This window comes from Streptomyces sp. NPDC005393 (genome assembly GCF_040606675.1).
Lineage (GTDB): Bacteria > Actinomycetota > Actinomycetes > Streptomycetales > Streptomycetaceae > Streptomyces.
Genome location: NZ_JBEXFG010000067.1, coordinates 1 through 21972, shown reverse-complemented (window position 1 = coordinate 21972; position 21972 = coordinate 1). Strand labels below are relative to the sequence as shown.

Annotated in this window: 18 protein-coding genes; 10 read left to right on the top strand and 8 right to left on the bottom strand. The window is 69.6% G+C overall.

Annotation, left to right across the window (positions count from 1 at the left end; all coding sequences use genetic code 11):
• The first annotated feature begins 52 nt into the window (after positions 1 to 52).
• The 3 genes from sepF to ABZS71_RS32700 all read left to right on the top strand — a co-directional run bounded on the left by sepF (position 53) and on the right by ABZS71_RS32700 (position 2307).
• The gene (gene sepF, locus ABZS71_RS32710) at positions 53 to 667 is read left to right on the top strand and encodes a cell division protein SepF (protein ID WP_356215845.1); all 615 of its coding nucleotides are present in this window, start codon (positions 53 to 55) and stop codon (positions 665 to 667) included.
• 73 nt (positions 668 to 740) lie between these two features.
• The gene (locus ABZS71_RS32705; RefSeq protein WP_355852444.1) at positions 741 to 1037 is read left to right on the top strand and encodes a YggT family protein; all 297 of its coding nucleotides are present in this window, start codon (positions 741 to 743) and stop codon (positions 1035 to 1037) included.
• Between the two features lie 49 nt (positions 1038 to 1086).
• Positions 1087 to 2307 carry a DivIVA domain-containing protein gene (locus tag ABZS71_RS32700; protein WP_356215842.1) on the top strand — a complete coding sequence of 407 codons (1221 nt, stop codon included), beginning with the start codon at positions 1087 to 1089 and terminating at the stop codon, positions 2305 to 2307.
• 228 nt (positions 2308 to 2535) lie between these two features.
• Here ABZS71_RS32700 and ileS read toward each other — a convergent pair whose 3' ends face one another.
• The gene (gene ileS / locus ABZS71_RS32695; RefSeq protein ID WP_356215839.1) at positions 2536 to 5670 is read right to left on the bottom strand and encodes an isoleucine--tRNA ligase; all 3135 of its coding nucleotides are present in this window, start codon (positions 5668 to 5670) and stop codon (positions 2536 to 2538) included.
• Between the two features lie 591 nt (positions 5671 to 6261).
• Between ileS and ABZS71_RS32690 the strand changes: the two genes are divergently transcribed.
• The 4 genes from ABZS71_RS32690 to ABZS71_RS32675 all read left to right on the top strand — a co-directional run bounded on the left by ABZS71_RS32690 (position 6262) and on the right by ABZS71_RS32675 (position 9223).
• The gene (locus tag ABZS71_RS32690) at positions 6262 to 7083 is read left to right on the top strand and encodes a TraR/DksA C4-type zinc finger protein (protein WP_356215836.1); all 822 of its coding nucleotides are present in this window, start codon (positions 6262 to 6264) and stop codon (positions 7081 to 7083) included.
• A gap of 73 nt (positions 7084 to 7156) precedes the next feature.
• Complete coding sequence (locus ABZS71_RS32685) at positions 7157 to 7738, top strand: signal peptidase II (RefSeq protein ID WP_355852432.1); 582 nt, start codon at positions 7157 to 7159, stop codon at positions 7736 to 7738.
• An 85-nt stretch (positions 7739 to 7823) separates the two neighbouring features.
• Positions 7824 to 8759, top strand: coding sequence for an RluA family pseudouridine synthase (locus ABZS71_RS32680; protein WP_356215833.1), 936 nt, complete (start codon positions 7824 to 7826; stop codon positions 8757 to 8759).
• Entirely contained in the window at positions 8756 to 9223 is a 468-nt protein-coding gene (locus ABZS71_RS32675) for a GNAT family N-acetyltransferase (RefSeq protein ID WP_355852426.1), read from the top strand. Before ABZS71_RS32680 ends, ABZS71_RS32675 begins: the two co-directional genes overlap by 4 nt.
• A gap of 90 nt (positions 9224 to 9313) precedes the next feature.
• On the opposite strand, the gene ABZS71_RS32670 is transcribed toward ABZS71_RS32675, so the two are convergent.
• Complete coding sequence (locus ABZS71_RS32670; RefSeq protein WP_355852543.1) at positions 9314 to 10447, bottom strand: mechanosensitive ion channel domain-containing protein; 1134 nt, start codon at positions 10445 to 10447, stop codon at positions 9314 to 9316.
• Positions 10448 to 10593: 146 nt separating this feature from the next.
• Between ABZS71_RS32670 and ABZS71_RS32665 the strand changes: the two genes are divergently transcribed.
• Complete coding sequence (locus ABZS71_RS32665; RefSeq protein ID WP_355852540.1) at positions 10594 to 11175, top strand: dienelactone hydrolase family protein; 582 nt, start codon at positions 10594 to 10596, stop codon at positions 11173 to 11175.
• 19 nt (positions 11176 to 11194) lie between these two features.
• On the opposite strand, the gene ABZS71_RS32660 is transcribed toward ABZS71_RS32665, so the two are convergent.
• The 5 genes from ABZS71_RS32660 to ABZS71_RS32640 all read right to left on the bottom strand — a co-directional run bounded on the left by ABZS71_RS32660 (position 11195) and on the right by ABZS71_RS32640 (position 16924).
• On the bottom strand, positions 11195 to 12838 hold the full coding sequence (locus tag ABZS71_RS32660; RefSeq protein ID WP_356215831.1) for an alkaline phosphatase D family protein: 1644 nt from the start codon (positions 12836 to 12838) through the stop codon (positions 11195 to 11197).
• A gap of 125 nt (positions 12839 to 12963) precedes the next feature.
• Entirely contained in the window at positions 12964 to 13800 is an 837-nt protein-coding gene (locus ABZS71_RS32655; RefSeq protein ID WP_355852420.1) for a DsbA family protein, read from the bottom strand.
• A gap of 63 nt (positions 13801 to 13863) precedes the next feature.
• A complete protein-coding gene (locus tag ABZS71_RS32650) occupies positions 13864 to 14544 on the bottom strand; it encodes a hypothetical protein (protein ID WP_356215828.1) in 681 nt (226 codons plus the stop codon).
• A 64-nt stretch (positions 14545 to 14608) separates the two neighbouring features.
• Positions 14609 to 15547: a thioredoxin domain-containing protein gene (locus ABZS71_RS32645; protein ID WP_356215825.1), complete on the bottom strand. Its 939-nt coding sequence runs from the start codon at positions 15545 to 15547 to the stop codon at positions 14609 to 14611.
• Between the two features lie 51 nt (positions 15548 to 15598).
• Positions 15599 to 16924 (bottom strand): DUF2252 domain-containing protein, encoded by a 1326-nt coding sequence (locus ABZS71_RS32640; RefSeq protein ID WP_356215823.1) that lies wholly within the window; start codon positions 16922 to 16924, stop codon positions 15599 to 15601.
• Positions 16925 to 17139: 215 nt separating this feature from the next.
• Between ABZS71_RS32640 and dnaE the strand changes: the two genes are divergently transcribed.
• Positions 17140 to 20685, top strand: coding sequence for a DNA polymerase III subunit alpha (gene dnaE / locus ABZS71_RS32635; protein WP_356215820.1), 3546 nt, complete (start codon positions 17140 to 17142; stop codon positions 20683 to 20685).
• A gap of 76 nt (positions 20686 to 20761) precedes the next feature.
• Here dnaE and ABZS71_RS32630 read toward each other — a convergent pair whose 3' ends face one another.
• On the bottom strand, positions 20762 to 20956 hold the full coding sequence (locus ABZS71_RS32630; RefSeq protein ID WP_356215818.1) for a hypothetical protein: 195 nt from the start codon (positions 20954 to 20956) through the stop codon (positions 20762 to 20764).
• A gap of 283 nt (positions 20957 to 21239) precedes the next feature.
• Between ABZS71_RS32630 and ABZS71_RS32625 the strand changes: the two genes are divergently transcribed.
• The coding region (locus ABZS71_RS32625) for an NYN domain-containing protein (RefSeq protein WP_356215815.1) at positions 21240 to 21972 on the top strand (733 nt) is incomplete at its 3' end.

Below are 21972 nucleotides of genomic sequence, written 5' to 3'. Positions count from 1 at the left end.
CCAGGGCATCCGGTGGCGGAGCCGATCCACCACAGAGCGGAGGACGCAGAGAATGGCCGGCGCGATGCGCAAGATGGCGGTCTACCTCGGCCTCGTGGAGGACGATGGGTACGACGGCCGGGGGTTCGACCCCGACGACGAGTTCGAACCCGAGCCGGAGCCCGAGCGGGAGCGTCGGCGTCATCAGGTAGTGGAGACCGAACCGCGGCCGGAAAGGGGCGAATCTGTGCGAGTCGTCCACCCCCCCGCACAGCGTGAACCGGCCCCACTTGCGATGGAAAGCGGACGACCCGCGCGAATTGCCCCCGTGGCGTCCATCACACCTGAACGTCAGAACTTGGAGAAGAACGCACCTGTGATCATGCCCAAGGTTGTGTCCGAGCGGGAGCCGTACCGCATCACCACACTGCACCCCCGGACCTACAACGAGGCCCGTACTATCGGGGAACACTTCCGTGAGGGCACCCCGGTGATCATGAATCTGACCGAGATGGACGACACGGATGCGAAGCGACTTGTCGACTTTGCTGCCGGTCTGGTGTTCGGTCTCCATGGGAGCATTGAGCGAGTGACGCAGAAGGTGTTCCTGTTGTCTCCTGCTAACGTCGATGTCACGGCGGAGGACAAGGCCCGTATCGCAGAGGGCGGGTTCTTCAACCAGAGCTGAGACGCAACACGGCAACATCGAGTCATCCGAGGCCGCAAGGCCGAGTACGAGACAGGGGAGAGGGACACGCGGGATGGGCATCGCACTGCAGGTGATCTACATCGCGCTGTACTGCTTTCTGATCGTGCTGATCTTTCGGCTGGTGATGGACTACGTCTTCCAGTTCGCGCGTTCGTGGCAACCCGGTAGGGCGATGGTGGTCATCCTCGAGGCCACCTACACTGTGACCGATCCGCCACTCAAGCTCCTGCGGCGGTTCATCCCGCCGCTGCGTCTCGGGGGTGTGGCGCTCGACCTGTCCTTCTTCGTGCTGATGATCATCGTCTGGATCCTGATCACCGTCGTGAGCAATTTTGCGAGCAGGGTGTGAACGATACGGTCTTGCCGATTGCCGACGACTACGTTGAGGTGAAGTAGAGATGCCGTTGACCCCCGAGGACGTGCGGAACAAGCAGTTCACGACCGTCCGCCTCCGTGAAGGCTATGACGAGGACGAGGTCGATGCCTTCCTCGACGAGGTCGAAGCCGAACTGACCCGCCTGCTCAGGGAGAACGAGGACCTGCGGGCCAAGCTGGCCGCCGCGACGCGTGCCGCCGCGCAGAGTCAGCAACAAGGGATGCGCAAGCCTCCGGAACAGCAGGAGAGGCCCGGCGCCCCTGTGCCCGCCGCCATATCCGGACCGCAGCCGGTGCCGCCTGGCCAGCAGCAGATGGGTGGTCCGCCCCAACTTCCGGGCGGTGCCCCGCAGCTGCCGGCGGGCCCGATGGGCCAGAACGGCCCCGGGCCGATGCAGCAGGGCGGACCCGGCCAGATGGGTCAGGGCGGCCCGATGGGTCAGAACGGCCCGATGGGTCAGGGCGGCCCGATGCAGCAGGGCGGACCCGGCCAGATGGGTCAGGGCGGCCCGATGGGTCAGAACGGCCCGATGGGTCAGAACGGCCCCATGGGCCACGGCGGTCCCATGGGTGGCCCGATGGGCGGTCCTGGCGGCCCGCAGCTGCCGCAGCCGGGGCAGGGCCCGGGTGGCGACAGCGCCGCGCGCGTGCTCTCGCTCGCGCAGCAGACCGCCGACCAGGCGATCGCGGAGGCCCGTTCCGAGGCCAACAAGATCGTCGGCGAGGCCCGTAGCCGTGCCGAGGGCCTGGAGCGGGACGCCCGCGCCAAGGCCGACGCACTGGAGCGGGACGCGCAGGAGAAGCACCGTGTCGCGATGGGCTCCCTGGAGTCCGCTCGCGCCACGCTCGAGCGCAAGGTCGAGGATCTGCGTGGCTTCGAGCGCGAGTACCGCACGCGGCTGAAGTCGTACCTGGAGAGCCAGCTGCGCCAGCTGGAGAACCAGGCCGACGACTCGCTCGCCCCGCCGCGCACCCCGGCGACCGCCTCGCTGCCGCCGTCCCCCTCGATGAGCGGCTCCATGGCCTCGGCCGGCGCCGGGTCGATGGGCGGTCACACCATGGGCGGCAACCAGTCCATGGGCGGCCACAACCAGAACGGCGGGGCCCCGTCCTACGGCGGCCAGCAGCAGATGTCTCCCGCGATGACCCAGCCGATGGCACCGGTGCGGCCGCAGAGTCCGCAGCCGATGCAGCAGGCGCCGAGCCCGATGCGGGGCTTCCTCATCGACGAGGACGACAACTGACGCGGCGCGCGTAAGCGCGACCGTCGGCAATCAAAGGGCCGGGCCCCGGGAGGTTTCCTCCCGGGGCCCGGCCCGCTTTTTGCGCACTCGGCCGGCGCCGCTCTCGCGCACCCGGTTGCTCGCCGTAGGGGTTGCTCAATTGAGGTTGCACCCCTCCTACGACTCCGCCCCCTCCCGCGGCGGAGCCGCGGGAGGGGGCGGGTGAGGAAGCGGCCCGCGTGGCGGGGTCTACGCCTTGCGGAGGCGGAAGGTGAGGCCCAGCGGGATGTCCGTGAACTCCTCGCCGTAGGTGTCGTCACCGCCGCCGGAGGCGAAGTCCGTGGCGAGGACCTCGTCCGCGATCAGAGCCGCGTGGTCGGTCAGCGCCTGGCGGAGCTCCTCGTCCGCCGACCGCCAGCGCAGCGCGATCCGGTCGGCGACGTCCAGACCGCTGTTCTTACGGGCCTCCTGGATCAGCCGGATCGCATCACGGGCGAGGCCCGCGCGGCGCAGTTCCGGGGTGATCTCCAGGTCGAGGGCGACGGTGGCGCCCGCGTCGGAGGCGACCGACCAGCCCTCGCGGGGGGTCTCGGTGATGATGACCTCGTCGGGAGAGAGGGTCACCGTCTCACCGTCCACGACCACAGACGCCGTGCCCTCGCGCAGCGCCAGCGACAGCGCGGCCGCGTCCGCCTCCGCGATCGCCTTGGCGACCGGCTGGGTGCCCTTTCCGAAGCGCTTGCCCAGCGCGCGGAAGTTGGCCTTCGCGGTGGTGTCGACCAGCGAGCCGCCGACCTCGCTCAGCGCCGCGAGCGACGAGACGTTCAGCTCCTCCTCGATCTGCGCTCGCAGCTCGGTGGAGAGCTGCTGGAAGCCGGACGCCGCGACCAGCGCCCGCGACAGCGGCTGGCGGGTCTTCACGCCGGACTCGGCGCGGGTCGCGCGGCCCAGCTCCACCAGCCGCCGCACCAGCAGCATCTGCGCCGAGAGGGCCGGGTCGATCATCGTCCGGTCCGGCTCCGGCCACGAGGACAGATGGACGGACTCGGGGGCGCCCGGGGCCACCGGGACGACCAGGTCCTGCCAGACCCGCTCGGTGATGAAGGGCACCAGCGGGGCCATCAGCCGGGTGACCGTCTCGATGACCTCGTGCAGCGTGCGCAGCGCGGCGGTGTCGCCCTGCCAGAAGCGGCGGCGCGAGCGGCGCACATACCAGTTGGACAGGTCGTCGACGAAGGCCGACAGCAGCTTTCCGGCGCGCTGGGTGTCGTACGCCTCCATGGCCTGGGTGACCTGCTCGGTCAGCGTGCCCAGCTCGCCCAGCAGCCAGCGGTCGAGCAGCGGGCGCTCGGCCGGGGCCGGGTCGCCCTCGCCCGGGGCCCAGCCCGTGGTGCGGGCGTACAGGGCCTGGAAGGCGACCGTGTTCCAGTAGGTGAGAAGAGTCTTCCGCACGACCTCCTGGATCGTGCCGTGGCCCACCCGGCGCGCGGCCCACGGCGAACCGCCGGCGGCCATGAACCAGCGGACGGCGTCGGCGCCGTGCCGATCCATCAGCGGGATCGGCTGAAGGATGTTGCCCAGATGCTTGGACATCTTCCGGCCGTCCTCGGCCAGGATGTGACCGAGGCAGACCACGTTCTCATACGACGACTGATCGAAGACGAGCGTGCCGACCGCCATCAGCGTGTAGAACCAGCCGCGGGTCTGGTCGATGGCCTCGGAGATGAACTGCGCGGGGTAGCGCTTCTCGAAGATCTCCTTGTTGCGGTACGGGTAGCCCCACTGCGCGAACGGCATCGACCCCGAGTCGTACCAGGCGTCGATGACCTCCGGCACCCGTACGGCCTCCAGGGAGCAGCCCTCGGCGGTGCAGGTGAAGGTGATCTCGTCGATGTACGGGCGGTGCGGGTCCAGCCCCGTCTGGTCCGTGCCGGTCAGCTCGGAGAGCTCGGCGAGCGAGGCGACACACGTGAGGTGGTCGTCGGCGCAGCGCCAGATGGGCAGCGGGGTGCCCCAGTAGCGGTTGCGCGACAGCGCCCAGTCGATGTTGTTGTTCAGCCAGTCCCCGTAGCGGCCGTGCTTGACCGAATCCGGGTACCAGTTCGTCTTCTCGTTCTCCCGCAGCAGCGCGTCCTTGACCGCGGTGGTGCGGATGTACCAGGACGGCTGGGCGTAGTACAGCAGCGCGGTGTGGCAGCGCCAGCAGTGCGGGTAGCTGTGCTCGTACGGCAGATGCCGGAAGAGCAGTCCGCGCGCCTTCAGATCCGCCGTCAGCGCCTCGTCGGCCTTCTTGAAGAACTGGCCGCCGACCAGGTCCAGGCCCTCCTCGAAGGTGCCCTCGGGCCGGACCGGGTTGACCACGGGGAGGCCGTACGCACGGCAGGTCCTGAGGTCGTCCTCGCCGAACGCGGGGGACTGATGGACCAGACCGGTGCCGTCCTCGGTCGTCACATAGTCGGCGTTGACCACATAGTGGGCGTCCTCGATCTCCACGAGCGAGAAGGGGCGCTCATACGTCCAGCGCTCCATCTCGGCTCCGGTGAACGACTGCCCGGTCGCCGTCCAGCCCTCGCCCAGCGCCTTCTCCAGCAGCGGCTCGGCGACGACCAGCGTCTCCTCGCCGTTCGTGGCCGCCACATAGCGCACATCGGGGTGCGCGGCGACGGCGGTGTTGGAGACCAGGGTCCACGGCGTGGTCGTCCACACCAGCAGCGCCGCCTGGCCGGCCAGCGGGCCGGAGGTCAGCGGGAAGCGGACATAGACCGACGGGTCCACGACCGTCTCGTAGCCCTGCGCCAGCTCATGGTCGGACAGACCGGTGCCGCACCGCGGACACCAGGGGGCGACCCGGTGGTCCTGGACCAGCAGCCCCTTCTTGAAGATCTCCTTGAGCGACCACCACACCGACTCGACGTACTCGGGGTTCATGGTCCAGTAGGCGCCGTCGAGGTCGGTCCAGTAGCCCATCCGCGTGGTGAGCTCGGCGAAGGCGTCGGTGTGCCGGGTCACCGACTCCCGGCACTTGGCGTTGAACTCGGCGATGCCGAACGCCTCGATGTCCTTCTTGCCGTTGAAGCCCAGCTCCTTCTCGACCGCCAGCTCGACCGGCAGGCCGTGGCAGTCCCAGCCGGCCTTACGGTCGACGTGGTAGCCGCGCATGGTGCGGAAGCGGGGGAAGACGTCCTTGAAGACGCGGGCCTCGATGTGGTGGGCGCCCGGCATGCCGTTGGCGGTGGGCGGGCCCTCGTAGAAGACCCACTCCGGCCGCCCCTCGGACTGTTCGAGGGTGCGGGCGAAGATCTTGTTCTCCCGCCAGAAGTCGAGCACGGCGTGCTCAAGGGCGGGCAGGTCGACCTGGGCGGGCACCTGGCGATACAGCGTCATCGGGACTCTTCCTCCGGCGGACACATGCTCTTCGTTCCGTCGGAGGGACGAGAGCCGCTGGCTCCCGCGGTACCACCCTCCTTGGCCGCGAGCGGCGTGCGCTCCCGGCCCCCTCATTGGGGTCGCGATACCGGTTCTACTGACCCTGGGCGGGGGTTCTTCCGGCGGCTCCGGGGTGATCCTTCACATCGCGCTCGCCCCCGGGCTCGCACCGTCCCCGGGTCGCTCATGGCCGCGTACGACGCTACTCGTCCCCATCCAAGCCTTTCGCTTCGCCCAGTGTACGGGGCACGGCAGACCGGCGCCGACCGATTTCCGCGCTGCGCCGAGTGAGGTACGGGCCGACCGGGAGATGACCCGAATGGCGATACGCCGGGTGCTGCAGTCCGCGGGTCCCGGCGCGTCACTCTCCGGTACCGGTTCCCGGCCGGATTACCGGGCGACGAGTGGGGCACAACGGTGGAGACCGGGTTGTCGTACGGGCAAGCCGGGCGAATCGGGCGGCGTGCCCCGTTGCCGCGTGCCCGGAGTCGATTTATCGTTCCGGAACGATTCGCGAGCAAGATCACAATATGTGAAGGGGCCGCGGCCATGGTGGCGAGGAAGACCGCCGTGCAGAAGAGCACGGCGAAGGCGAAGAAGGCCGCGCCCGTCAGGAAGAGCACCTCGGGTTCGGGCGAGAAGGCCGTAAAGAAGTCCGTCAAAAAGGCGGTGAAACAGACCGCGGCGGCCGCCAGGAACGCCACGGAGGCGACCGCGAAGGCCGCGAAGAAGAGCGCACCGACAAAGAAGGCCACCGCGCCCGCCAGGAAGAACGCATCCGCCAAGACGGTCGCGCCGGCCAAGAAGACCACAACCAAGAAGGCCGCATCCGCCAAGAAGGCGGTGCCCGCGAAGAAGACGGGAGCCAGGAAAGTGGTTGCGAAGAAGAACCCGGGTGGTGCGCCGACCGAGAAGAAGGCTACAACGACGGCGCCCCCCCTGCCCAAGGCCCGTGCGGCGGGCAACCCCGTCGACCCCGGCGAGCTCCCGGTACGCCCCGGGGAGGAGCCCTGGTCCGCGGAGGAGGTGGACGAGGCGCGCACCGAGCTGCTGACCGAGGCCGGCCGGCTGCGCACCGAGATCCTCGCCTCCGAGGAGGCGATCACCGGGCTGATGCGCGACTCGGGGGACGGTGCGGGCGACGACCAGGCCGACACCGGCACCAAGAACATCACCCGCGAGCACGAGATGGCCCTGGCCGGCAACGCCCGCGAGATGCTGCTGCAGACCGAGCGCGCCCTGGAGCGGCTGGACGCCGGGACGTACGGGCTGTGCGAGAACTGCGGCAAGCCGATCGGCAAGGCCCGGATGCAGGCGTTCACGAGGGCCACGCTGTGCGTCGAGTGCAAACAGCGCGAGGAGCGCCGCTGACCCTCCGTACGCGTGTGCCGTACCCTCGTCCCTCATAGGGGGAGACTGGCCCGGACGAGGTTGAGGGACTCACGTGACAGAGGCGGAGCAGGCCATCGGTACGCCAGACGCGGGGAAGGCCGAGGAAGGCGCCGGTGCCGGCGCTGACGCGGCCGCGGCCGGAAGCAGGGGGAAGCGCCGGGTGGGGGTGCTCCTCGCGGTCGCCGCCTTCGCGTACCTCCTCGACCTGGTCAGCAAGCTGGCCGTGGTTGCCGAACTGGAGCACCACGCGCCGGTGGAGGTGATCGGCACCTGGCTGCAGTTCGAGGTGATCCGCAACCGGGGCGCGGCCTTCGGCTTCGGCGAGGCCATGACCATCGTCTTCACGGTGATCGCGGTCGGAGTGATCGTGGTGATCGCGCGGCTGGCCCGCAAGCTCTACAGCCTGCCGTGGGCCATCGCGCTCGGACTGCTGCTCGGCGGGGCCTTCGGCAATCTCACCGACCGGATCTTCCGCGCGCCCGGAGATCTGCAGGGCGCGGTCGTGGACTTCATCGCGCCCGCCCACTTCGCGGTCTTCAACCTCGCCGACTCGGCGATCGTCTGCGGCGGCTTCCTGATCGTGATCCTGTCCTTCCGCGGTCTGGACCCGGACGGCACGATCCACAAGGACTGACGCCCGGCCGGCGCACGGCCTGGTACGTACGGCCGGTGTACGACAGGCGTACGAACCGGTGCTCGCGGTCCGGCATACTCATCGGGTGAGTATTGAGATCCGCACCCTGCCCGTACCCGACGGCCTGGAGGGCGAACGCGTCGATGCCGCGATCGCCCGGATGTTCGGCTTTTCGCGGACCAAGGCGGCCGAGCTGGCCACTGCCGGGAAGGTGCAGGTCGACGGCAGTGTCGCCGGGAAGTCCGACCGGGTCTCCGGGGGCGCCTGGCTCGAGGTGGAGATGCCGCAGGCCGCGCAGCCGGTGCGGGTCGTCGCCGAGCCCGTCGAGGGCATGGAGATCGTGCATGACGACGACGACATCGTGGTGATCGTGAAGCCGGTCGGCGTCGCCGCCCACCCCAGCCCCGGCTGGACGGGCCCCACCGTGATCGGCGGGCTCGCCGCCGCGGGCTTCCGCGTCTCCACCTCGGGCGCCGCCGAGCGGCAGGGGATCGTGCACCGGCTGGACGTCGGCACCTCCGGGCTGATGGTCGTCGCCAAGTCCGAGCGCGCGTACACCCTGCTCAAGCAGCAGTTCCGGGAGCGTACGGTCGACAAGCGCTACCACGCGCTGGTCCAGGGCCACCCGGACCCGCTGAGCGGCACCATCGACGCGCCCATCGGGCGCCATCCGCAGCACGACTACAAGTGGGCCGTGACGGCCGACGGCAAGCCGAGCGTCACCCACTACGACCTCATCGAGGCGTTCCGGGCCGCGAGCCTGCTGGACATCAAGCTGGAGACGGGCCGCACCCATCAGATCCGCGTCCATATGGCCGCCCACCGCCATCCGTGCGTCGGCGACCTGACGTACGGCGCGGACCCCACGCTCGCCAAGCGGCTGAAGCTGACCCGGCAGTGGCTGCACGCCATGCGGCTCGGCTTCGAGCACCCGGGGGGCGGCGGCTGGGTCGAGTTCGAGAGCCCCTACCCGGAGGATCTGCAGCGGGCGCTGGACACCGTGCGCGCGGAGAGCGCGTGATCGAGGCAGTGGCGCCCGACGGGGATCTGTCGGGCTGCTTCGCGGTCCGGCGCGAGGTCTTCGTCGTCGAGCAGCGGATCCCCGAGGCGGAGGAGATGGACGCGTACGACGCGCACGCTGTCCACCTCCTCGCAACCGACCCCACGGGCCGGCCCGTGGGCACCGTCCGCTTTCTGCACGGCGCCGCCGCCGACAAGAAGTACGCCCACGCCGGCGTCGACGGCACCACCACGGCCGTCCTCGGCCGCCTCGCCGTCACGGGCGCCGCGCGCGGCACCGGCCTGGGCGCGGCGCTGGTCCGCGCCGCCGAGGAGGAGGCCCGCCGGCGCGGCCTCGCCGAGGTCTACCTGGAGGCCCAGACCCATGCGCTCGGCTTCTACGAGCGGCTGGGGTACGCGGCGTACGGCCCGGAATTCGAGGAAGGCAGCGGCATCCCCCACCGCGCGATGCGCAGGCCGCTGTAGCGGGCGCCCCCGTCCCGGGGCACCGCCCCGGGACCCGGATCCGGGGCACCGCCGCCCCGCGCCGCCCCCTGGCGGGCTGGATTTTTCCCGCTAGCCGCGCCCTGAGTGAGGGGCTTCCTTGCGGAGGTCGTTGTCGAAGCGGGCGAAGTGGTCCTCGCGCTCCGGCTCCCGCTCACGGTGCCGGACCGGCTGGACGGCCGGGGCCGTCGCGATGCGGGGCAGCGCGTACGGATGCGCCTCCCGCAGCCACGTGATCATCTTCTCGCGCACCGCGCACCGCACCGTCCACGCGTCATCCGAGTCCCGCGCCGTGACCAGCGCGCGGACCACGATCGTGCTCGGGGTGGTGTCCGTCACCACCAGGCTCCAGTCCCGGCCGTCCCACGCCGGGGACTTCTGCACGATCTCGCGCAGCCGCTCCCGCATCTCCTCGATCGGGGCGGTGTGGTCGAGGTGGAAGAAGACCGTGCCCATCTTCTGGGTGCCGCCCCGCGACCAGTTCTCGAAGGGCTTGGCCGTGAAGTACGACACCGGCATGGTGATCCGGCGCTCGTCCCAGGTCCGTACGGACAGGAAGGTCAGCGTGATCTCCTCGACCGTGCCCCATTCGCCGTCCACGACCACCGTGTCGCCGATCCGCACCATGTCGCCGAAGGCGATCTGCAGCCCGGCGAAGAGATTGCCCAGAGTGGACTGGGCGGCGATACCGGCGACGATGCCGACGAGGCCGGCGGAGGCCAGCATGGAGGTGCCGATGGTGCGCATCGCGGGGAAGGTCAACAGCATGGCCGAGACCGCCACGACCCCCACGACCGCGGTCACCACGCGCTGGATCAGCGTCACCTGGGTGCGCACCCGCCGCACCCGCGCCGCGTCGTGCGCGCTGGCGGCGTAGCGGGAGTACGAGGACTCCACGATCGCCGACGAGACCCGCACCACAAGCCAGGCGGTCGCCGCGATCAGCACCAGCGCGAGCAGCTGGGAGACGGCCGAGCCGTGCTGCTGGACGATCTTCGCTTGTGTCTTGTCGTACGAACCGCTCAGCAGCGCCGTGCACACCGTCACCTGCAGCGGAAGCCGACAGCGCCGCAGCAGGCCCCACAGCGGGGTCTCCGAGTGCCGGGCGGCGGTCCTCCGCAGCAGCCAGTCGGCGGCCCAGCCGATGAACAGCGTGATGGCCAGTGAGCCGCCGATGACGATGAGCGGACGCAGCACGTCCTCCATGGACACTTACCTCATCCTTCCCTCCGGGAGTCTCCCAGATGTCCCGTCTTCCCCGGATCAGGCTTCCCCAGACCGTAACTGGCACGATGGGATCAGCGCGATCCAGGGAAAGTCGCGTTCCACGCACGGAAAGGGAAGTGACTGCGGTGGCCGGTGCTTCGACGATTCTGCTGTTCCACTCCGCGTACGGGCTGCGGCCCGCGGTGCACGCGGCGGCCGACCGGCTGCGCGCGGCCGGGCATGAGGTGATCGTGCCCGATCTGTACGAGGGGCGGACGGCCGGGACCGTCGAGGAAGGCATGGCCATCAGGGAGCGGATCGGCCGGGAGGAGCTGCTCAAGCGGGCCATCACGGCGGCGGCGCCCTATTCGGACCGAGGGCTCGTCTACGCGGGCTTCTCGCTCGGCGGGTCGGTCGCGCAGAACCTCGCGCTGGGCGACAACAAGGCGCGTGGGCTGCTGCTGCTCCACGGGACCTCGGACATCGCCGACGACGCGGCGACCGACGAGCTGCCGGTGCAGCTGCATGTGGCCGACCCCGACCCGTTCGAGCCGCACGACTGGCTGAGCGCCTGGTATCTGCGGATGCGGCGGGCCGGGGCGGATGTGGAGGTCTTCCGCTACCCCGGGGCCGGGCATCTGTTCACCGACCCGGAGCTGCCGGACTACGACAAGGAGGCCGCCGAGGCCACCTGGCGGGTGGCGCTCGGCTTCCTGGCCGACCTGTGAATCGGGCCGTACGGACGCGTCAGCGCACCGGCTTGTCGGCGCGCTCGATCCGCTGGGTGCCGGCGGGCGTACGGTACGACCGGACCCAGGACGAGGTGGCGCGCGGGTCGGTCCGGTCGGAGACGGTGTAGAAGTCCATCTGGGCCCGCTGTGGGGTGACATCGAGCACGCCGTAGCCGTGGGAGTCCATGTCCACCCATTTCACATGGCGGTTGGCGGCCCTGATCGCGCCGGCCGCGGCCGGCGACACCGTGTGCGGCGCCACATGCAGCAGATCGTCGAGGTTGTCGGAGGTCACCGAGGTGACCACGAACTCGGTCGCGGCGGACCTGGAGAGCGGATAGGTGGCGGCCTTCACCGGAACGTCGTTGGCCCACGCCATATGGATGTCACCGGTGAGGAAGACGGTGTTGCCGATGGCATGGTCGGTGAGATGGGCGAGCAGCTCGCGCCGGTCGTCCGTATAGCCGTCCCACTGGTCGGTGTTGATGGCCAGCCCGCCCTTGGGCAGCCCGAGCAGCTCGGTGAGCGGGCCCAGCAGATCGGCGGGGAGGGAGCCGAAGGCGACGGGCGAGATCATCACCGAGTTGCCCACCAGCCGCCAGGTGGTGTCCGAGGCGGTCAGGCCCGACTTGAGCCAGTCGAGCTGGGCGCGCCCGGTGAGCGTACGGTCCGGGTCGTCCACCGTGCCGCTTCCGGTGGACGCCTGCTGGGAGCGGAACGAGCGCAGATCGAGCAGATGGAGGTCGGCGAGGGCGCCGTAGCGCAGCCGCCGGTAGGTGGTGCCCTGGGTGGAGGGGCGCACCGGCATCCACTCGAAGTACGCCTGCTTCGCGGCGGCCATCCGCTGCGCCCACTCGCCCTCGACGTCCGGTGAATGGTTCTCCGCGCCGCCCGACCAGGCGTTGTCGGCGAACTCGTGGTCGTCCCAGATGGCGATGAGCGGCAGCGCGGCGTGCAGCGCCTGTGCGTCGGCGTCGGTCTTGTACTTCCCGTGCCGCGTGCGGTAGTCGGCGAGGGTGATGATCTCGTGCGTGGGGTCGTGCCGGCGGACGACGTACTTCTGCGCGGGGTACTCGCCGCTCTTGTACTCGTAGATGTAGTCGCCGAGGTGGAGGACCGCGTCCAGGTCGGTGCGGGCGGCCAGATGGCGGTAGGGGGAGAAGTAGCCCGCCTCCCAGTTGGCGCAGGAGACCACGCCGAAGCGGACGCCGTCCGTGGCGGCGTCGTGCGCGGGGGTGGTACGGGTGCGCCCCACGGGGGAGCGGACGCCGCCGTCCACGCCGAAGCGGTAGAAGTAGTCGGTGGCGGGCCTCAGTCCGCGCACATCGGCCTTGACGGTGTGGTCGGCGTCGGCGGTGGCCTTGACGGTGCCGTGGGCCGCGACCGTACGGAAGTCGTTGTCCTCGGCGACCTCCCAGGTCACCTCGAGGGACGGGCCCAGCCCTGAGCCGGGTACGGCGTCCGGGGTGGGCGTGATACGGGTCCACAGCAGGATCCCGTCGGGCAGCGGGTCGCCGGAGGCCACGCCGTGCAGAAAGGCGGGGCCGGTGGCGGCGTGGGCGGTGAGCCCGGAGGCGAGCGGCAGCAGGGCGGCGGTGGCCGCCGCGGCCGTGACGGCGCGTCGGCGCGATATGTGGTGGTCGGTCACGGCCGACGACATTACTGGCAAGTAGCCCCAAGGGACAGGGTTCTTGGGACATGGTCGCTCACCTGTAGCCGCCGGGACGGGGCGGCGGGCATGCCGTCAGGGCACGCCCGCCGGCCCGCCGGAAGCGGTGCTTTCCGCTACTTCTTGAGCCCCTGCTGGACGAGCGGGGTGAACTGGTCCGGAGTCATCGGCGGGTTGCCCTGCTGGTTCGTCACCAGCTTCTTGCCGTTGAGCTTGAAGGTCGGCGTGCCGGTGACGTCCTTGGTGTCGTCGAAGGTCTTGGACATGGCCAGCGCCCACCGGTCGTAGGTGCCGTTCTTCACGGCCTTCTCGAAGCTCTTGTTGCCCTTGAGCTCCTTGACCTCCTGAGCGATGGAGATCAGCTTCTGGTCGTCCGCGAAGGTGTCCTTGGTCTCGTCCGGGTGGTTCTTCTGCGAGTAGAGCGCCGCCTTGTAGTCCAGGAAGGCGTTCGGGCTGACGTTGAGGGCGGCGCCGAGCGCGCTCAGCGCGTTCTTCGAACCGGCCGCGGGCATCTGCTTGTTGTTGTCGAGGAAGGTGCCCATCGTGAACTGCGCCTTGAAGGTGCCGTCCTTGATGTCCTTGAGCACGGTCTTCCCGGTGAGCTGCTCGAACTGGGCGCAGACCGGGCAGCGCATGTCCTCGTAGACATGCAGGGTGTTCTTGGCCTTCTTCTCGCCGATGACGACCGTGGTGCCCTGCGGGCCGGTGGCATTGGCGGGCGTCACCAGCTTGGTCTTCTTGGCCTCCGCCTTCCACTTCTGGCTGGCGTTGTCGCCGCCGTTCATATTGGTGACGGCGTAGCCTATGCCGCCGGCTATCGCGAGGGCCGCGACGACCGCGCCGCCGACGAACAGCTGGCGGCGCATCCGGTCCCTCTTGGCCTGGCGCTCGCGCTCGGCACGCAGCCGCTCACGCGCGGCCTGCTTGTTCTGGTGGTTATTGCGGTTGCTCATGATTGATCGATCTCCGTCGTTGTGCGTCGTCAGTAATGCGTACGGGGGTGTGGACCGCTGTGCTCAGGCGACGGCGGAGCGGGGCGGCCCACGACGCACGACGGAGTGCACGAGGAGAGGGAGCCCCGGTGCCGGACGCACCGGGCGTACGGGCCGCACGGCCGGGCGCGGGGCCCGCGGGGATGCGGTGACCGCCGCGACGGCCAGCAGCAGCGGCCGGAAGGCGAGACCGGCCAGCGCGCCCAGCAGCCGGCCCACGGCGGCCTCACCGCGCCGCAGCCAGGCCGAGGCGATCAGGCCCACCGCGATATGCGCGGTGAGCAGCAGCCAGGGCGTGGCCGAGCTCACGGTGGCCGAGAGCGGGGTGCCGGGGCCCGGCTGGGCGACTCGGGTCAGCGGGGTGCCGAGGTCGCCGCTGCCGCACAGCAGATTGACGCCCATGGAGCGCAGGGAGCCCGCCACGGGGCCGCCGGACTGCCCGTAACAGGCGTCCTGGCCGGTGGTGAAGATCGTGTCGGCGGCGAGCTCCAGCGGGATGAGCAGGGCGGCGATGCTCCAGAAGCCGCGCTCCCGGCCCGCGAGGGCATACGCGAGGGCGAAAACGGCGACCGAGAGCGCGCCGACGCTGCTCAGCGGCAGGGGAGTGCGCGACAGCAGCACATGGGACGCCGAGGACAGGGTGACGCACAGCGCTGTGAAGAGCGCCGCGCGCACGGTCCTCAGCTGTGGTCCGGTGCCGTCCATAGACCTCGCATTTTGCCACGATCGGCCGTAGGGGTGCCATTAAGAGCCGCCCCCCGGGGGGCGGCTATCCGCCGTCCAGCTGTGTGTTCACCGCCAAGGTGAAGTCCGTCGCGGCCATGGGGGTGTCGCCGCTGCTCCCGGTGAGGGTGGTGTCGTCGAGCTTGACGGTGGGCGTGGCGTCCACCCCGGTCTTGTCGAAGGCCGAGGCCATCTCCTGGGCCCAGCGGTCGTAGGTGCCGTCGGTCACGTCCTTCCGGAAGGAGGCGCTGTCCACCAAGGCGGGCACCTCCTTGGCGACGTTCAGCAGATAGCTGTCGTCGGCGTACGCGTCCTTCGACTCCTCGGGGTGGTTTTGCGGGGACAGCAGGGCCGCCTTGTAGTCCATGAAGGCGTCCGTGCTCACGTTCAGTGCCGCGCCGAGCGCGCTCAGTGCGTTCGTGGAGCCGCTGCCGCCCAGGTTCTTGTCGATGAGGGCGGCGAAGTGGAAGGACGCCTGGTACCTGCCGTCCTCGATGTCCTTGCGGAGGGTGGTGCCGACGCTCTGCTCGAACATCGCGCACGGCGGGCAGCGCAGATCCTCGTAGACGTCGAGGGTGTGGCCCGTACCCGGCCGGCCGATCAGCAGGGTGGTGCCGCTCGGACCGGAGCTGTGGGCGGGCGTGACGAGCTTCCCGCTGCCGCCACCGCTGCCCCCGCCGCCACCGCTGCCCCCGGCGTCGCCGGAGTCCGCTCCCGGGAGGGAGGGCTGGGCCTGGGAGGCGCCGCCGCGGCCGGAGCCGCCGCCGTCATCCGTGATCACGAGAACGGCCGCGACCACGGCGGCGGCCGCCGCCACCGCCACGACGGCCGTGAGCCCGGCCCTGCGCTGCCCGGCCCCCGGCGGCGGTGGGCCGGGCGGGAAGCCCGGCGGTCCGTTCGGCGGCGGTGGCGGGTACCCCGGCTGCTGATACGGATGGTGCTGCGGGTTCTGCTCGCCCCCCGGCGGCTGCTGTCCAGGCCACATGCCCGGTAACGATAGAGGGGCGAGCGGGACCACGGCTATCGGCGGGGGCGCTCAGAGCCCCGGAATGCGGCCGTTGCGGAAAAGGTCCACAAAGATCTGGTGGTCGGCCCGGGCGCGGGCGCCGTAGGAGTGCGCGAAGTCCACCAGAAGCTCCGCGAAGCCGTCCTCGTCGGCGGCGATCACCGCGTCGATGGCGCGCTCGGTGGAGAACGGCACCAGCGAGTGGCCGCTCTGGTCGTCGGCGGCGGCGTGCATGGTGGCCGTCGCCCGCCCCAGGTCGGCCACGACCGCCGCGATCTCGGCCGGGTCGTCGATGTCCGACCAGTCGAGGTCCACCGCGTACGGCGACACCTCGGCGACCAGCTGCCCCGCGCCGTCCAGCTCGGTCCAGCCCAGCCACGGGTCGGCGTGGGCCTGCAGCGCGCGCTGCGAGATCACCGTGCGGTGGCCCTCGTGCTGGAAGTACGCGCGCACCTGCTCATCGGTGATGTGCCGGGAGACCGCGGGGGTCTGCGCCTGCTTCATGTAGATCACCACATCGTTCTCCAGGGCGTCGCTGTTGCCCTCCAGAAGGATGTTGTACGAGGGCAGCCCGGCACTGCCGATGCCGATGCCCCGGCGGCCGACGACGTCCTTGACGCGGTAGGAGTCCGGGCGCGCGAGACTGGGCTCGGGGAGCGTCTCCAGATAGCCGTCGAAGGCGGCCAGGACCTTGTAGCGGGTGGCCGCGTCCAGCTCGATGGACCCGCCGCCGGCCGCGAAGCGGCGCTCGAAGTCGCGGATCTCGGTCATCGAGTCGAGCAGCCCGAAGCGGGTCAGCGAGCGGGCGTCACGCAGCGCGTCGAGCAGCGGGCCCTCGGCGGTCTCCAGCGTGAAGGGCGGCACCTCGTCGTTCTTGGCGCCGGTGGCCAGCGCGTGGATCCGCTCGCGGTAGGCGCCGGCGTACGTCCGCACCAGCTCGGTGATCTTCTCGTCGCTGAGCGCCTTGGTGTAGCCGATGAGCGCCACGGAGGCGGCGAAGCGCTTCAGGTCCCAGGTGAAGGGGCCGACGTACGCCTCGTCGAAGTCGTTCACATTGAAGATCAGCCGTCCGTTGGCGTCCATATAGGTGCCGAAGTTCTCCGCGTGGAGGTCGCCGTGGATCCACACCCGGCTGGTGCGGTCGTCCAGGTACGGGCCGCCGCCGCGCTCCCGCTCCACATCGGAATAGAACAGACAGGCGGTGCCGCGGTAGAACGCGAACGCCGAGGCGGCCATCTTCCGGAACTTGACGCGGAAGGCGGCCGGGTCGGCGGCGAGCAGCTCGCCGAAGGCGGTGTCGAATACGGCGAGGATGTGCTCGCCGCGCTGCTCCGCCTGGGTCTGCTGGGTCGACATCGCGGGACGCCTCCTGAGGGCATGAGAGATCGGGCCGGGGTGACAGATACGACAGGGTATTTTCCCTCTCGCCGGGCGCGCCGGGAGAGCGGACGACCCGTGGGGATCAACGCCTGAGGCTACCCGTGAGTGCCCCGCCGCTGTCAGTGCGGAGGGGTAACCTTCGGAGCTGTCTCGCCGTGCCGTCATCGATTGTTCGCCGGAGGTCTTTCACCGTGACCAAGCCGCCCTTCACGCACCTGCATGTCCATACCCAGTACTCGCTGCTGGACGGTGCGGCGCGGCTCAAGGACATGTTCAACGCCTGCAATGAGATGGGCATGACCCACATCGCCATGACCGACCATGGCAACCTCCACGGGGCGTATGACTTCTACCAGCAGGCGACGGGCGCCGGGGTCACCCCGATCATCGGGATCGAGGCGTATGTCGCGCCCGAGTCGCGGCGCTACAAGCGGCGTGTCCAGTGGGGCCAGCCGCACCAGAAGCGCGATGACGTCTCCGGTTCCGGTGGTTACACCCACAAGACGATCTGGGCGGCGAACAAGACCGGTCTGCACAATCTCTTCCGGCTCTCCTCGGACGCCTATATGGAGGGCTATTTCGTCAAGTGGCCGCGTATGGACAAGGAGACCATCTCCCAGTGGTCCGAGGGGCTGATCGCCTCCACCGGCTGCCCGTCGGGTGAGCTGCAGACCCGGCTGCGGCTCGGCCAGTTCGACGAGGCCGTCAAGGCCGCCTCCGAGTACCAGGACATCTTCGGCAAGGACCGGTACTTCCTGGAGCTGATGGACCACGGCATCGAGATCGAGCGCCGGGTCCGGGACGGGCTGTTGGAGGTCGGCAAGAAGCTCGGCATCCCGCCGCTGGTCACCAATGACTCGCACTACACCTACTCCCGCGAGTCCGAGGCGCACGACGCGCTGCTGTGCGTCCAGACCGGCAAGAACCTCTCCGATCCGGACCGCTTCCGCTTCAACGGCACCGGCTACTACCTGAAGTCGACGGAGGAGATGTACGCGATCGACTCCTCCGACGCCTGGCAGGAGGGGTGTGCCAACACGCTCCTGGTGGCCGAGCAGATCGACAACACCGGGTGGTTCGAGAAGCGCGACCTGATGCCGCGCTTCGACGTGCCCGAGGGCTACACCGAGGTCTCCTGGTTCCAGGAGGAGGTCAAGAAGGGGATGGCCCGGCGCTTCCCGGGCGGCGTCCCCGAGGACCGGCAGAAGCTGGTCGAGTACGAGATGGACGTCATCATCCAGATGGGGTTCCCCGGCTACTTCCTCGTGGTCGCCGACTTCATCATGTGGGCGAAGAACAACGGCATCGCGGTCGGCCCCGGCCGTGGCTCCGCGGCCGGCTCGATCGTCTCGTACGCGATGGGCATCACCGACCTCGACCCGGTCGAGCACGGCCTGATCTTCGAGCGGTTCCTCAACCCCGAGCGTGTCTCCATGCCCGATGTCGACATCGACTTCGACGAGCGTCGGCGCGGTGAGGTGATCCGGTACGTCACCGAGAAATACGGCCACGACAAGGTGGCCCAGATCGGTACGTACGGCACCATCAAGGCCAAGAACGCGATCAAGGACTCCGCGCGCGTGCTGGGCTACCCGTACGCGATGGGCGACCGCATCACCAAGGCGATGCCCGCCGATGTCCTCGGCAAGGGCATCCCGCTCTCCGGCATCACCGACTCCAAGCACCCCCGCTACAGCGAGGCGGGCGAGGTGCGCGGGATGTACGAGAACGAGCCGGACGTGAAGAAGGTCATCGACACCGCGCGCGGTATCGAGGGCCTGGTGCGCCAGATGGGTGTGCACGCCGCGGGCGTGATCATGTCGAGCGAGACGGTCACCGACCATGTGCCGGTCTTCTCCCCGAAGAACGACGGCCAGGTCGTGACCCAGTGGGACTACCCCACCTGTGAGTCGCTCGGCCTGCTGAAGATGGACTTCCTGGGCCTGCGCAACCTCACCATCATGGACGACGCCGTCAAGATGGTGCGCGCCAACAAGGGCGTCGATCTGACGCTGCTCGATCTGACCCTGGACGACCCCAAGACCTTCGAACTCCTCTGCCGTGGTGACACGCTCGGCGTCTTCCAGTTCGACGGCGGCCCCATGCGCTCCCTGCTGCGCATGATGAAGCCCGACAACTTCGAGGACATTTCCGCCGTCTCGGCCCTCTACCGGCCGGGCCCGATGGGCATGAACTCGCATATCAACTACGCGCTGCGGAAGAACGGGCAGCAGGAGATCACCCCGATCCACCCCGAGCTGGAGGAGCCGCTCAAGGAGGTCCTCGGGATCACCTACGGCCTCATCGTCTACCAGGAGCAGGTGCAGAAGGCCGCCCAGGTGCTCGCGGGCTACTCGCTCGGCCAGGCCGACCTGCTGCGCCGGGCGATGGGCAAGAAGAAGCCCGAGGTGCTGCAGAAGGAGTTCGTCAACTTCCAGAAGGGGGCCCGCGACAAGGGCTACTCCGACGAGGCCATCCAGGCGGTGTGGGATGTGCTGGTCCCGTTCGCCGGATACGCGTTCAACAAGGCGCACTCCTCCGCGTACGGCCTGGTCACCTACTGGACCGCGTACCTCAAGGCCAACTACCCCGCCGAGTACATGGCGGCGCTGCTCACCTCGGTGCGGGACGACAAGGACAAGTCGGCGGTCTACCTCAACGAATGCCGGCGCATGGGCATCAAGGTGCTCACGCCGAACGTCAATGAGTCGGAGGCCAACTTCACCGCCCAGGGTGATGATGTGATCCTCTTCGGCCTCACGGCGGTCCGTAACGTCGGTCAGAACGTGGTGGAAGCGATCATCCGTGGTCGTAAGTCCAAGGGGAAGTACACCTCCTTCCCCGACTATCTGGACAAGGTCGAGGCGGTCGTCTGCAATAAGCGCACCACCGAATCGCTGATCAAGGCGGGCGCCTTCGACGAGATGGGCCACACCCGTAAAGGCCTGACCGCGCACTACGAGACGATGATCGACAACGTGGTGGCGGTGAAGCGCAAGGAGGCCGAGGGGCAGTTCGACCTCTTCGGCGGCGCGGGCGGCGACGACGGGGGCGGCGACGGACCGGGCTTCGGGCTCGACGTCGAATTCTCCGACATCGAATGGGACAAGGCGTATCTGCTGGCCCAGGAGCGCGAGATGCTCGGCCTGTATGTCTCCGACCATCCGCTGTTCGGTGTCGAGCATGTGCTGAACGAGAAGGCGGATGCCGCGATCGCTCAGCTCACCGGGGGTGAGCACGCGGACGGCGCGATCGTGACCATCGGTGGGATCATCTCCGGCCTCCAGCGCAAGATGACCAAGCAGGGCAACGCCTGGGCCATCGCCACGGTGGAGGACCTGGCCGGTTCCCTCGAGTGCATGTTCTTCCCGGCCACCTATCAGCTGGTGTCCACCCAGTTGGTCGAGGACGCCGTCGTCTTCGTCAAGGGCCGGCTCGACAAGCGCGAGGACGTCCCCCGGCTCGTCGCCATGGAGCTCATGGTCCCCGATCTGTCCGAGGCATCGGCCAACGCGCCCGTGACGATCACCATCCCGACCGTCAAGGTCACCCCGCCGCTGGTCGAGAAGCTCGGCGAGGTGCTCACCCACCACCGCGGCTCCACCGAGGTGCGGATCAAGCTCCAAGGGGCGCGGAAGACCACCGTGCTCCGGCTCGACCGGCACCGGGTCACCCCCGACCCGGCGCTCTTCGGCGACCTCAAGGTGCTGCTGGGGGCGTCCTGCCTGGCGGGCTGAGCGCCCGTACGAGGTGACCCGTGCACAAGGGGCGCGCCCGGACCAGGCGCGCCCCTCAACCGCGTGACGCGGCGGGTCAGTTGTGGCCGAAACTCTTCTGCCGGTCCTTGCGCGCCGTCGAGGGGCCGCCCTCCGACCGCGTCTGCTGGGACTGCGCTTCCACCGAGGACTGCTGCGCCTGCTCGGCGGGGCGGTCGGCCATACCGCGGTTCTGCCGCTGCTGCTGCGCTTCCTGCCGCTGCTTGCGATCGCGGTTCTTGTTCTTGCCCATGGTGGTGTTCCTCCAGTTGGGATCAGCCCCCGCGAAGGGCCCTTTGGAGAGAAGCCCTCCGGGAAGAACAGTGACATGCGTCGGTGGCCCGTGCATTTCGGGCAATTACGGTGAGTGAGAGGGTGGGTCTTCGAAGGTAGGCCGTATCCGCCACGCCGGTGATCCAGTTCGGACTGATAACCCCCGTACGGTCGGGCAGACTCAAAAGAAAGACGAAGAAAAAATCGGGGCACGGCTGTGTGCGGGCGACCGACGACTGGACTGTCAGGAAAGAGGGTGGAACGTGGACCGCTGCGTCGTCCTGGTGGACGCCGGATATCTGCTGGGCGCCGCCGCGAGCCTGCTTGCCGGGGAGCCCGCCCGGTCCCGTATCTCCGTCGACCACGCGACCCTCATCCAGGGGCTGCGAGAGCGTGCCGAGGCCGAGACCGAACGCCCGCTGCTCCGCATCTACTGGTTCGACGGCGCCCCCGACCGGGTACCGCAGCCCGAGCACCGGCGGCTGCGCGTCATGCCCCGGGTGACCGTCCGGCTCGGCGCGCTGACCCGCAGCGACGGCCGGTGGGCCCAGAAGGGCGTCGACGCCGCCATGCACGCCGAGCTCACCGAGCTGGCCCGCAACCGCGCCTGCTCCGACATCGTGCTCGTCACCGGCGACGGCGATCTGCTGCCCGGCCTGATGTCCGCCAAGGAGCACGGCGTCGCCGTCCACCTCTGGGCGGTCCAGGCGGCCGACGGCGACTACAACCAGTCCGAGGACCTCGTCGCCGAGGCCGATGAGCGGCGCGTCCTCGACCGCGCGTGGATCACCGGCGCCGTACGTGCCAAGGAGCTCCCCGGGCCCTGTGCGCCCGCCGCGGAGCCGCGCCCGGAGATCGCCGCCATCCTGTCCGCCCCGCTGCCGGAGACGGCCGCCGCTGCCGCGGCCGCCGCGGCCGGGCCGCTGCCCTCACGGAACCAGCGATACGCGGTCTGCCGATGCACACCGTTCGCTTCCGCCCACTCCGTAAGGTTCA

Bases quoted from the DNA above. Each gene is read 5' to 3' on its own strand.
- ABZS71_RS32700 (WP_356215842.1), top strand. From the start codon at position 1,087: ATGCCGTTGACCCCCGAGGACGTGCGGAACAAGCAGTTCACGACCGTC.
- ABZS71_RS32655 (WP_355852420.1), bottom strand. From the start codon at position 13,800: ATGAGCAACCGCAATAACCACCAGAACAAGCAGGCCGCGCGTGAGCGG.
- ABZS71_RS32630 (WP_356215818.1), bottom strand. From the start codon at position 20,956: ATGGGCAAGAACAAGAACCGCGATCGCAAGCAGCGGCAGGAAGCGCAG.
- ABZS71_RS32645 (WP_356215825.1), bottom strand. From the start codon at position 15,547: ATGTGGCCTGGACAGCAGCCGCCGGGGGGCGAGCAGAACCCGCAGCAC.
- ABZS71_RS32670 (WP_355852543.1), bottom strand. From the start codon at position 10,447: ATGGAGGACGTGCTGCGTCCGCTCATCGTCATCGGCGGCTCACTGGCC.
- ABZS71_RS32690 (WP_356215836.1), top strand. From the start codon at position 6,262: ATGGTGGCGAGGAAGACCGCCGTGCAGAAGAGCACGGCGAAGGCGAAG.
- ileS (WP_356215839.1), bottom strand. From the start codon at position 5,670: ATGACGCTGTATCGCCAGGTGCCCGCCCAGGTCGACCTGCCCGCCCTT.
- sepF (WP_356215845.1), top strand. From the start codon at position 53: ATGGCCGGCGCGATGCGCAAGATGGCGGTCTACCTCGGCCTCGTGGAG.
- ABZS71_RS32660 (WP_356215831.1), bottom strand. From the start codon at position 12,838: ATGTCGTCGGCCGTGACCGACCACCACATATCGCGCCGACGCGCCGTC.
- ABZS71_RS32705 (WP_355852444.1), top strand. From the start codon at position 741: ATGGGCATCGCACTGCAGGTGATCTACATCGCGCTGTACTGCTTTCTG.
- ABZS71_RS32640 (WP_356215823.1), bottom strand. From the start codon at position 16,924: ATGTCGACCCAGCAGACCCAGGCGGAGCAGCGCGGCGAGCACATCCTC.
- ABZS71_RS32650 (WP_356215828.1), bottom strand. From the start codon at position 14,544: ATGGACGGCACCGGACCACAGCTGAGGACCGTGCGCGCGGCGCTCTTC.